Origin of the sequence: Rubritalea sp. (assembly GCF_039830215.1) — a bacterium.
Lineage (GTDB): Bacteria > Verrucomicrobiota > Verrucomicrobiia > Verrucomicrobiales > Akkermansiaceae > Rubritalea.
Genome location: NZ_JBDOPO010000196.1, coordinates 1 through 11,399, shown reverse-complemented (window position 1 = coordinate 11,399; position 11,399 = coordinate 1). Strand labels below are relative to the sequence as shown.

General features: G+C 49.8%; 11 protein-coding genes. 3 read left to right on the top strand and 8 right to left on the bottom strand.

The features are described from left to right. Window positions 1-63 precede the first annotated feature (63 nt). Together ABGY95_RS06460 and ABGY95_RS06455 are read left to right on the top strand one after the other, a co-directional pair. Window positions 64-936, top strand: coding sequence for a hypothetical protein (locus ABGY95_RS06460; protein ID WP_347440873.1), 873 nt, complete (start codon window positions 64-66; stop codon window positions 934-936). Window positions 937-1,076: 140 nt separating this feature from the next. Then, window positions 1,077-1,799, top strand: coding sequence for a metallophosphoesterase family protein (locus ABGY95_RS06455; RefSeq protein WP_347440872.1), 723 nt, complete (start codon window positions 1,077-1,079; stop codon window positions 1,797-1,799). Between the two features lie 298 nt (window positions 1,800-2,097). On the opposite strand, the gene ABGY95_RS06450 is transcribed toward ABGY95_RS06455, so the two are convergent. The 5 genes from ABGY95_RS06450 to ABGY95_RS06430 all read right to left on the bottom strand — a co-directional run bounded on the left by ABGY95_RS06450 (window position 2,098) and on the right by ABGY95_RS06430 (window position 6,834). Further along, window positions 2,098-4,851 (bottom strand): phosphoenolpyruvate carboxylase, encoded by a 2,754-nt coding sequence (locus ABGY95_RS06450; protein WP_347440871.1) that lies wholly within the window; start codon window positions 4,849-4,851, stop codon window positions 2,098-2,100. Between the two features lie 95 nt (window positions 4,852-4,946). Beyond that, a complete protein-coding gene (locus ABGY95_RS06445; RefSeq protein WP_347440870.1) occupies window positions 4,947-5,186 on the bottom strand; it encodes a hypothetical protein in 240 nt (79 codons plus the stop codon). 86 nt (window positions 5,187-5,272) lie between these two features. Next, complete coding sequence (locus ABGY95_RS06440; protein ID WP_347440869.1) at window positions 5,273-5,842, bottom strand: alpha/beta fold hydrolase; 570 nt, start codon at window positions 5,840-5,842, stop codon at window positions 5,273-5,275. Between the two features lie 178 nt (window positions 5,843-6,020). Then, window positions 6,021-6,392, bottom strand: coding sequence for an NADH-quinone oxidoreductase subunit A (locus ABGY95_RS06435; protein WP_347440868.1), 372 nt, complete (start codon window positions 6,390-6,392; stop codon window positions 6,021-6,023). Window positions 6,393-6,537: 145 nt separating this feature from the next. Continuing rightward, window positions 6,538-6,834, bottom strand: a complete 297-nt coding sequence (locus tag ABGY95_RS06430; RefSeq protein WP_347440867.1) for a hypothetical protein — start codon at window positions 6,832-6,834, stop codon at window positions 6,538-6,540. 269 nt (window positions 6,835-7,103) lie between these two features. Between ABGY95_RS06430 and ruvA the strand changes: the two genes are divergently transcribed. After that, entirely contained in the window at window positions 7,104-7,700 is a 597-nt protein-coding gene (gene ruvA / locus ABGY95_RS06425; protein WP_347440866.1) for a Holliday junction branch migration protein RuvA, read from the top strand. Window positions 7,701-7,748: 48 nt separating this feature from the next. Here the strand turns inward: ruvA and ABGY95_RS06420 are convergent, their stop codons facing one another. The 3 genes from ABGY95_RS06420 to hflX form a co-directional block, all read right to left on the bottom strand. Further along, window positions 7,749-8,255 carry a PH domain-containing protein gene (locus ABGY95_RS06420; protein ID WP_347440865.1) on the bottom strand — a complete coding sequence of 169 codons (507 nt, stop codon included), beginning with the start codon at window positions 8,253-8,255 and terminating at the stop codon, window positions 7,749-7,751. 78 nt (window positions 8,256-8,333) lie between these two features. Next, a complete protein-coding gene (locus ABGY95_RS06415; RefSeq protein WP_347440864.1) occupies window positions 8,334-9,587 on the bottom strand; it encodes a L,D-transpeptidase in 1,254 nt (417 codons plus the stop codon). Between the two features lie 90 nt (window positions 9,588-9,677). Then, entirely contained in the window at window positions 9,678-10,964 is a 1,287-nt protein-coding gene (hflX, locus tag ABGY95_RS06410) for a GTPase HflX (RefSeq protein ID WP_347440863.1), read from the bottom strand. Window positions 10,965-11,399 lie beyond the last annotated feature (435 nt).

Genomic DNA, 11,399 nt, shown 5'->3' with positions numbered 1-11,399 from the left:
TCTCTCTTGGTTTATCTTTAGACGAAAGGAGCTGTAATGAGGTTGGCTCTTAGACTTCTTATTGTGCTAGCTGTACTCGCCTGTGCGGGCTGGCTGCGCATGCCATTTGAGCAAAAGCTCAGTGAGGAACTGGCCGAGGCGCACCTGCTCACGCCGTCGTTTGACCAGGAGTCGAGGGCTAGCCTTAGCCAAAAAGCTTTTGTGGCGTCCTTTGGAAGTCTCCGTCCAATATTTGCAGCGTTCACAGCCCTCACGAGCACTAAGTACCATGGCAATGGAGACTGGGAGAAACTAGAGCAAGCGATCGATACCACTGTGTTGCTCGACCCTTACAATAGCTATTATTGGGATTTAGGTGCTTGGCACTTAGCATACAACGCCTCGGCCTCAAGTTTAGAAAATGAAAAGCTCGCCCCACTTCAGAGAAAAGCGCTCTTCAAAGAATATGTTTACAAGGGGGATGAGCTTTACGCTCGTGGTATCGCAGCGAATCCTAGAAACGTGCAATTGAGGCTAGAGCGAGCTAGGCTATGGTCTAGCAAGCATAAAATTGAGGACTACCCGAAGGTGGTCCAAATATTAGAAGCTATATTGACTGATTGTGAGCTGAGTTCGCGACAGAGACAGAGAGTGCGTACTGACTTGTACTACACTCTGTTAAGAGTACCAGAAAGAGTCAAAGATGCATACGTCTTGGGCCGTGTTCTCTACCAGGAATCACCCAGAAATCGCTACCCATCCTTACTCAATGGTCTCTGCGCTTTGCAGCTTCACCCACGTGTGAAGGTCGAACAGCCTTTGACTATGTCCCAGTTATATGGATCAAGGGCTGAAGCGATCAAGCATATCGCTAACTATCTAAGTGATAGTGATACCCATAAACCGCGCTACGGTATGGCGGATTTGTTGCAGAGAATGCGCTCAGTTGATCGCTAGATTTTGTACAAGTGCCGGTTTTGTTATTTTCTGCTTAGTTAAACGTCTGGCGTGCATTTTTTCCTTTTCCTTTAGACTACTTACGTGCATTGATTTCACTACCTTGACGACAAACCTAGGGAAACCACCATTATTTCATAATGAAAATCGCTTTATTCGGAGACATTCACGCAAACTGGGAAGCACTAGAGACCGTATTGGCTGATGCCGATGCGCAGGGCTGTAATAGCTATGTCTGCCTGGGTGACGTTGTTGGATATAATGCAGACCCAGTTAGATGTCTTGAGAAAATTCGGGAAATGGGATGTCCCGTAGTCAAAGGCAACCATGATGAGGATGCTGGAGGTGAGCATTCGCTGGAGATGATGAACCCAACTGCTGCAGAAGCTTTGCAGTGGACTCGTGACCAGCTAACTGCTGAGCAGCGTGACTGGCTCGCTCGTATGCGCATGGTCCGGCAGGTCGAAGATTTTACGATAGTGCACTCCACTCTGGATCAACCAAACGTGTGGAACTATGTCACTAATAAGTTTGATGCTATGTCGAACTTCTCATACCAGTTTACTCAAGTCTGTTTCCACGGTCACACTCACGTGCCTCGTGTCTTTGTTCGCGGAGCTCGCGTTCAGGAAGTTAGCCCAGACTCTGTAGCTATCGAGCCTGGAATGAAGTATTTTATTAATGCCGGATCAGTAGGTCAGCCGCGTGACGGAGAGTGGAAGGCATCTTACTGTATCTACGATACAGACAACAAGATCGTGACTTTCCGCCGCCTCGAGTATGATATCGAGACGACGCAGAAGAAGATCCTCGAAGCTGGACTACCAAAGATTCTTGCTGACCGCCTTTCACAGGGCCGTTAAGAGTTTATTACTCAAATTTTTAGCAAAGCCGGGCCCAGCAATGGACTCGGCTTTATTGTGTTTGGGTACAGTGCTCAGTTAGCAGTGTTCAGTTTTCAGGCTGGTAAGATGAAGCGACGACTGTGTACGACATGAGTAGTGGTAGGTTTACAGCATGCTCTGTAAGTGTGGCGGCCCAGATTGCTTCATCTTGCTGATATTCCGTATCTTTCTCGGTTAGATTTAGATACCTATCCCCCAAGTAAAAAGGGCCCACAGCTGGTATGCTGTGGGCCCTTTGAATAGAGTTTATCCTAGCTTATCCAGTGGTGCGGAGGCCGCTAGAGATGGCGTTGATAGAGAGAAGAATTCTAGGGTAGAGTTCTTCGGCGGCTTCTTCTTTACCTGCGGCTTTGAGCGCACGCCACTCCGTGATGAGGTTGACTTGTTGCTTGTGCAGCACCTGGAGTGGCTCTTCACGAATATCAAGTGTCTTGCTCATGCGCGGACGACGCTGCTCGAACGATCCGTTGAAAACCTCTGTGAGGAGTTCGCGGGTGAGTTCGAATTCACTGAGGATGATTCCCATGAATTTAGCGCGAAGAGCTTCATCGGTGACGAGGTTCGCGTAGCTTTCCATCAGCTCGCGGTTGGCTGAGGCTAGGTTGGTTTCTACGTTGGTGAGAACGTAGGTGAGGAAGATTGACTTAGAGAGGTTCTCTTTGAGTTCGGCAAATTCCTGAGGGCTTTCGTCTTTCAGTTTCTTGAGGGCAGAACCTGTACCGAACCAACCCGGGAGGTAGAAGCGAGCTTGAGTCCATGAGAATACCCATGGAATGGCACGAAGGTCATCTAGCGAGAAGTCTTTCTTGCCAGTGCGGCGAGCTGGGCGTGAGCCGATGCGTGAATTCTCGAGTGCGTCGATGATGGTTGCTTCACGATAGAAGGGGATGAAGCCTTCAGTGCGAAGGAGTTCTTTATATGCGTCCTCGGAACCCTCCGCGAGGCGAGCAACGTATTGAATACAAGGATCGTCGGTGTTTTTGCCGTACTGGTGCTGTGCTGCTGTAGATGCTGCGGATGCAACGAGTAGCTCAGCATTGTAAGTGGCATTAGAGAGGTTTGCGTATTTTTGTGCGATTGTCTCACCCTGCTCAGTCATACGGAAATGCCCAGACATTGAGCCGTGTGGAAGTGCCGCCATGAACCACTGTGTAGGACCAGCTCCGCGGGAAATAGTACCGCCACGACCGTGGAAATAGCCGAGCTTGACGTTACGTTCAGCAGCCACGTCGACCATTGCTTTTTCCGCGCGGTGGAGAGCCCAAGCAGCAGTAAGGATCCCACAGTCTTTATTGGAGTCAGAGTAGCCGAGCATCACTTGTTGGAATACTTGAGCGCCTTGGAAACGTAGCTTGAAGCTGCGAATGGTGACTGGGTGGTCGAGGAATCCTGTGAGTAATCTCTCGGATGCATCGAGGTCTTCCTTTGTCTCGTAGAGAGGGACAACTTCGATAGGTGAGGCGAGTCCGTCCTCAGTATTGATGAGAAGGCCAGCTTCACGCATGAGAACGTAGACGACCAAGAGATCGGAAACAGATCGTGTCATGGAGACAATGAATGCACCGATTCCGTGGTGGCCATAATCATGAAGTTGCTTAGCAATGACCCTGTAGCTGTTGAGCACAGAGTCAGCCTCTGGACCAGCGCTGCAGCGGTTGTGGATGAATGGACGTGTTGTCTCGAGTTCCTTTGTGAGGAATGCGCACCGTTTGTCTTCTGGCCAGTCCGCGAAGCAGGCACCGTCTTCGATGTTAGCGCGTGATAGGAGCTGGCTGAGAGCCTTGTCGTGGTACTCAGAGTTCTGACGGATGTCGATGGAGGCGAGGTGGAAGCCGAAGGTCTTTACCTTGTGACGGATAGGTGTGACGTATTGCTCGATGAGATGGTCACAGCCAGTGGTCTTGAGTGTGGACTCTAGCAAAGCTAGGTCATCGCTCAATTGTTCAGGGCCGTGGTAACCGCCAGTGCCGTTGGCTGTTTCGAACAACTTGCCACGCATGAGGTAGACTAGCTGACGCCATGGTTCATCGCGGTTTTGTTCGATGATCTTAGCTGCCCAAACTGGATCCTTAAGGTCGAGACGCAGCAGTTCGATACGTCTCTCTAGGTCAGCTGGGACTTCTTGGAACTGGCTAGAAATGGTGAGGTGGAAAGCGAGTTCCTTGAGTTCCTTGCGGAGAAGGATAAAGGCGTGGTTGCGTAGATCTCCGAGCGTGCGCTCCGTTACTTCAGGAGTGACGAGTGGGTGGCCGTCTCTGTCGCCACCGATCCAAGTACCGAATGTGAGGCGAGGTGTAGCTTCGGCTTTTTCAAGCTTTTCCATGGAGAAGCCAGCATCGCGCCACGCTTCAGTAAAGTGTCCGTCGAGCCGGCTGAGTACGGATGGGAACATCTCGCGCAGGTAATACAGAGCATTGCGTAGCTCCATGTTGAGGTCTGGGCGTGTGACGTGGATTTCGCCAGTGCGCCAGAGAGATTCGAGGGCTGCTGTAATTTTTGTTTTGAGGCGGCTCTGTTCGCGGTCAGTGAATTTCGGGTACTCGCTAGTGACGAGGTTCTGGTAGATTTCACGGTGACGCTCACGGACTGTAGCACGCTTGGCTTCTGTCGGGTGGGCAGTCAAGACTGGCTCGACATGCACGTCCTTGAGGACTTCAATGATCTGATCTTCGCTCATTTCGAGCTTTTTCATCTCACTTAGTGAGCGAGCCCATAGACCGCGGATAGATTCAGCGCCGAGTTCTTTTTCTCGCTCGCGACGGATCGCTGATGACACACGCTCTTCAACCATGTTGAGAAGCTGGAAGCCAATGGAGTAAAGTTGCTGAATGCCTTCTGGAGGATCGGACTTAGGAGTCTCACCGCGCCAAGGAAGGAAGGGGAGAAGGTCGTCTTCACCCAAGCTAGTGAGGGCATCTGCTAGGCTATCAACTAACAACGACAATGTGCTGTCGATGAGTTCGAAGCCTTCGCTACGTAAATTTTCGCGTATCTGGTTCTTATCAGTCACGCGCGCAGTATGTCTATGTCGTAGCTACGAGCAAGCAAGATTCAGTTCATAAAGCCATTTATCAATACAGTATTGATCGATGAATAGGCGAACCATCAAGAGCTTGGGTGTTCGAGGAGCCACGCAGCCATTTCTGAGAAGTGTGGCATAGGCGTGACTAATATATTACTATGGCTTGCGCCTTCCACCTCGCTCCACTTTTTGTTGGTGCTGCCGGCTTGCTGAAAGAGTGGGTAAACACGCTGCATAGAAAGGAGAGTGTCGTCGGTGCCATGAGCAAAAAATAGCGGAGTGTTTGTTTCCTTAACCCATTTAGCTGGTTGTATTTTTTGCAATCGATGGACTGAGAGTTGTTGATTTGACTCATCACTGATTTGGTAAAGGTGTGCGCACCCATTGGAAGTATGGATTCGGCTTTGTCTCAGATGATTGTTGGGAGGGAGTCAAATGAGCACACGATCACTGCTGTACTCCAACGGTCTGAACTATGCTTGGGTGCAGCAGAGGTGAAGGCGCCACCCATTGACATCCCCCATAGGTATGATGGATCCTTTTTAAAGTGGTAAGCGTGTTCCATTTCTTGGAGGACTGAGCTGGCAAAACTTTGATCAAAAGCTGAGAGGACGAAGCTTGCTGTGGCTCGAGCGCTCTCTCCGTGTGCGGGTAAGTCAGGAAGTAGACAGCGAAAACCAACTGCGCAGAAACGTTCGGCGACTGCTAGTAAGTCTTCTTTTCTTCCATTTCTCCCGTGCAAAAGAACAATGGTCCCTTTGATTTCACCATACTGTAATAGAGTGTGATTCTTTTTGGTTAGTCGATCACGGAGTCGCTGGCCTCTTTTGGCCGGGCCACTAGCTGGGTCGGGAGTTACCAATAAACACGGGGTTGTGTTGGTTAGGCAGGAGTGCGACCGAATCCGAATCCTTTGCAAATTAGGCTGGTCTAACCATTCTCTGAGGTGGTCCTGGATAAGTCGCCGCTCGGGGAACACTATCGAGAGAGCTGTAGCGCTGACAGCCCAATAGTATAGTAAGGGAATGCTCCCTAAAAAAGTAAGGCGCAGAATATGCGCCTTTTGCTAAATACGACCATGACTAGCTGTACGCCTCAAGCAGGCGCTAGCTGTCAGCAGGTCAATAAACTGCAGGATGTCCGAGCTGTTTTTGGTTCTACTCGCTCCAAGTGAGGGCGCCTTTTTTTAGCGCGTAGATGTAGGCTGCGGCAAGGATGCCAGCAAAACCTAATATACTGTAGAGCGCAGTGCTGCTGGCAACGATGAGTTCTTTGAACTGCACTGCCCATGGGTACATGAAGACAACTTCGATATCAAACAAGACGAAGAGCATCGCAACCATGTAGAATTTCACTGAAAAACGTGGTGTGCTAGAGCTGATCGGGACCATGCCGCATTCGTACACCGTGTCTTTGTCGCCATCGCGGCGGCCTGTCTTACCTAGTAGGACGCTGAGGCCTAATGCTATGGCTGCGAATCCAATGGCTGTAATGGCTTGAAGAACAATTGGATAAAAGCTTTCGAGCATGAATGTGTGAAGTGAAGTTGTTGGAAATTGTGTGTATTAGGAGTGTAGTGCAATCGCTACAGCGGTACAAAAAACCCATGTTGACGACTCAACATGGGTAATTGGTAAAGTGTGAATTCCTGCTATTCCAGCAGAAAGATCAAAATTATTCAGCTTCGAATGTGCTGTGTGCTTCAGGGAGGCGTGCGAGGCCTTTGTATTCCTTGCCTTGCTTTTCAACCATTCCACGAGTGACGAGGTTTTGGAGCTTCTCGTATGCTCGTAGACGAAGCATTTCTTCTCCACCGCTAACAGCGTTGCGTGCCTTGAGGCGATCAAAAACATTCTCGAATAGGTCGTTGAAACCAAAGAAGCGAGGATCTTCTCCAAGGACATGAACGATCTCATCAGTCACATGATCTGGGACGCGACGGGAGAAGCGAGTTCTTTTAGTAATTGCCATAACGAGATGGGTACTAGCATTTTTTTGCGCTGCTGGCGACTGCAAAGTTAAGTATTTAAATAATTTATCAGGATGCTGCCAAGCTTAAACTGTTGGAAATTATTTTTAAGCTCGGTGAATCATTCGTTTTTCAATATTTCTCGGGAGAGTCGGCGGTTGAGTGACAAGGGGAAATGTTTTTTTAGATCATTACGCAGCGGCTAAGTTTTTTTACCAATAGATGTCTTAGCACTGGATTTTATGGTGCATGCTAGCTATGTACTGCGGTCATGATAGCGCGCTTGAGAGGGAATGTATTAGAGGCTTTACCAAACCGTTTGGTGATCGATGTCCACGGTGTTGGTTACCTAGTCCATGTTCCGCTCTCGACCTTTGACCGCTTAAATCCATTGGAGGGAGACCCGATTGATCTTCGTACGCATTTGCATATCCGTGAGACGGCGCAAACCTTGTATGGATTTGCCTCAGATGCGGAGCGCGACATGTTTCTTTTACTGATTGATCGCGTTAGTGGCATTGGTCCAGCTATTGCCATGGCTGTACTCAGTGGGATGCCCGTGGAGAATTTCAAAGCTGCAGTGGTTAACAACGATGTGGCATCGCTTTCTAAGATCAAAGGCCTAGGTAAAAAGACCGCTGAGCGCGTGGTGCTAGAGCTCAAGGACAAAGTGGGGGTTGCCGATGGCTGGAAGACTGCGAGCGAAAATGCAGCACCGAGCGCGTCTAATGATGCTGAGCTGGCCCTCATAGGTCTCGGCTACAAGCAAGTTGAAGCTAGAAAGTCAGTCAAAGCAATCTCAGCGACCGATCCTACTGTGTCTGCTGAGGAGCTCCTTCGAGGAGCGTTGAGAATGTTAAACTCGTAGGAGGTGGAGCTGTTGTTGCTGAGCTGAGGCTCGGCGTTCACAGGTAGTTTAAAGGGGGGCGATGTTTTCGAAGTCGTCATCACCACCTTCAAAGTCGACCTCGCGCACGCGTTTGAGGTCGCGGAGTCGCTCTACATTTGTGCGTAGAATGTCTCTTACTTCACGTGGCCTGCGGATTGCTTTGAGTTCGAGCTCTGGCAGGGTGCGGTCAGAAGTGACGAGCACGAGTGTACCGAGTTTGAGGATACGAAGAAGGAATGGGAGCTGGATGGTAGTGTCTTTTATTCTATAGAGCTCGACCTCATTGACCTGCTGATTGAATACACCTGTTCGGAGACTGATACGCTCGCTGGTGAGTTCGTATCTAAGGCAACGGACGACGAGATATTGCCACAGTGTCCAGCCTACTGGAAGGATGAGCGCGTAGAGGACATAGTAGGATGTGTAACATGCTGCAGTGATGACGGCAGTACTCACTGCGACGCCCATTAGGAATTTGTGGAAATTGATGAACTGTGATGGAGAATTACTCCAGAGGTTAGTTTCAGTACTCATGGCTTGATGTTAGAGGGGAATTTTGACTTTAACGATATAAAATTTATTGCAGCTGAGCTTGGGCTCAGCGCTCCCAGATTACTTGATGATGACGGTGGCTCCGGGGCGGATGAGTTGCGGAAGTTTGGTGACATCCCAGTTGGCCATGCGGATGCAACCAGCGCTGCGGCCACGGCCGATTTTATCTGGTTGGTGGGTGCCGTGGATGCCGATGCCTCGTCGGCTAAGGCCCATCCAATGTACGCCGACAGGATTGTTAGGTCCGGAGGGAATAGTCAGGCTAGTGGTACTGCGCTCTCCAGTTTTGAGTAATGAGTCGTCGAAGCGCCAAGTCGGGAATTCGATAGAGTTTTTCATAGTCCACGTGCCGTAGCGTATGAACTGAGGTTTACCTGGGGTGATCGGGTAGGCTGCCACAATGATAGCTCGGTGCTCATCGTGGATGGTTAGGTTTTGCTCCGGATTTGGATCGTCTTCTACAATCATAGCGCGTGGAGAACCTGGTGTGGGGGAGTCGATTATTGAGATGCGAGTTGGCTTGGTTTCGACAGGGTTTACGTTTGGTGGGGTTTCTTGATTTTCCTGCTCAGTCGATGGTTCCTTTGATAAGATTGGCTCTAGTGGTTCATAGATGCGGATTTGCTTTTGCTTAGTGTCGATGACAGCCCAACGCTTGCTGAGTACGGGGTCGGACTTATAGGTGCGACCTAGAGCCATGATTTCGATCCGAAAGGGCTCGACGTTTGGTACACGCATGGCAGTGCGGACACCGGCGTTCTCAATGACTTTCTTGCCATTGATCAGTTTTAAAAAGTCTTCGGTAGTGTGGTAACGCTCTGCAATGAATTCGGCAATCGAGCGGTAGGGCATATTTTTGCGAGTCGATTGGTAGCCACGGTCATTGCCCCAGCGGAAGTTGGTATCAACAAACTTAGAGGCTACTTCAGGCACGATAGCTGTGGCGTAAAGGTTGGGAACTTCTCGTTTAGAATCCTCTTTGACTTGGTTCCACTCGCAGTCCTTGCGGCCAAACTTCTTATTGTAGGCTTCGATCGCCATTTTGGTGAAGGTGCCCATTTTCCCGTCCAGCACACCAGGTCCAAAATCTTGTTGGTCGAGGAAGATCTGCAGGCGTGCAATTTCCTCTCGCTCGTGGGGAATTTTCAAATCATCACCAGAGATTTCGCCGACCATCTGCGCTCTTGCGGGGTCTAGAGGAAGGAGGGGGAGCTTAGGGGTGACAATGGCAGCCTCAACTTGCCCCAAACTTGCTGGCGTAAGAGCTAGCAGTGTTAGGGGAAGTAGATGAAAATTGTGAATGAGCAGACGCATGGTGGTATACGCCGCTACCATTCCACTCTTTTTTGCTGGTTGCAAGTTCAGGGTTTCTTCCTCTTTGGTTGTCCAAAGTGGTGAGTGCTATTACGCAGAGATAAACTCTTCCAATCTGCCGGCTACAATAGTGGGGACGATTGCTGTGATGAGGACATCGTTGCCTTCGTACTCGGTGTTCAGAACCTTAGCGTCTTTATGCAAAAGTGCGGACAGGTCACCACGGCTTTGTGGAATACGGTAGCAATGGCTTCGGACACGGTCAGCAAGCATTACCGAGCAAAGGCCTCTAAGGTCGTCGAGGCCGAGGCCTTCTTTTGCTGAGAGCAGTATGGTGTTTTCAAGCTTCTCTTGAAGGTTGTCCAGGAGCTTAGTCTCTTCGACCTTATCTATTTTATTGAGCACAGTGATCATCGGCTTTCCTTCCGCTCCTAGCTCGTTGAGTACGTGCATAGTAGTCTCAAAAAATTCCAGCGCTCTAGGGTCACTGGCGTCAAGGACGTGAATAAGAAAATCAGCAAGCAGAGCTTCCTCAAGCGTTGCCTTGAATGCTTCAACTAGGCGGTGAGGGAGGTTTCGAACAAACCCCACTGTGTCGGTGAGTAGAAGTGTTTGGCCGTCGGGCAGTTCGATAGATCGAGTTGTGGTATCCAGTGTGGCAAAGAGCATGTCTTTGGCCATGATGCAAGCTCCACAAAGAATGTTAAGCAAGGTTGATTTACCCGAGTTGGTGTAGCCTACGATTGCCGCGTGTGGGGTGTCATTTTTCTCTCGGTCCTTTCGTCGAGTGGCACGCTGTGAGCGTACGGCTGTGAGTTCACGTTTGATACGATCGATCCGTTTTCTTGCGAGTCTGCGGTCGACCTCGATCTGCATTTCTCCCATGCCCCTTGATGCACCACCACCACCACCAGAACCACCTTCGCGGTCGAGGTGACCCCACATTCTGGCCATTCTAGGAAGGGCATATTGCATCCGAGCAAGCTCGACTTGTAAGGTTGCCTCTTTGGTCTGGGCGCGCTGGGCGAAAATATCGAGGATGACTTCTTCTCGGTCGATCACACAGATTTGGGCCAGCTCTTCCCACTCACGTTGTTGGGATGGGGCGAGTTGGTTGTCGAATACAATACAGTCGCATTCGTGTGCATGTGCTAGCTCGACGATCTCAGCTGCTTTGCCAGTGCCACAAAGGTACTTTCTATGCATAGACCGCGACCATCCTAGCTCGAGGGATACAACTCCAATGCCCAAGGTGGTGACGAGCTCTTCCAGCTCTTCTAAAAGGCTGATGTCGGTATCTTCCTCGCGGCGATTGAATGAAAGGCGGACGAGCAATGCGCGCTCGACCATTTCTGGTTTTTCCCTTACTTCGAACATATCTGCCTATATAGATAGGGGAATTGTCAGCTAGGACAATACTTTTCATTCAGTTTAGGCGAAGGCATGTGGGCAAAGCCAGTTCTTAACTTAGTGCGAAATAAAGTCCTCATCGAAATGGAAGTCGTCGATAGGATAGTGATCGATTTCTAGATAGGGAACAAGAGCTGGAATATCGGCCGAATACGTCATAGAAGGCTGAGCGTATGTTTTTTGCTAAAAGGGTAGCTATATTCGATCTAGGCGCGGCGGGACGAGTGGGGGTGACCTCAGCTGGACCACATCCAAACCCAACACATGTGGTCTCTGTTTTTACATCAAAAGAAGAGAAGAATGGTGGAGGAGTCACACCTTGTTTCATTTCAATTGAGTGAAGAGTTAGAAGGATCATACTGCTGAATACGATGCTAATCACAAGCGAGACTGCTAATGTTT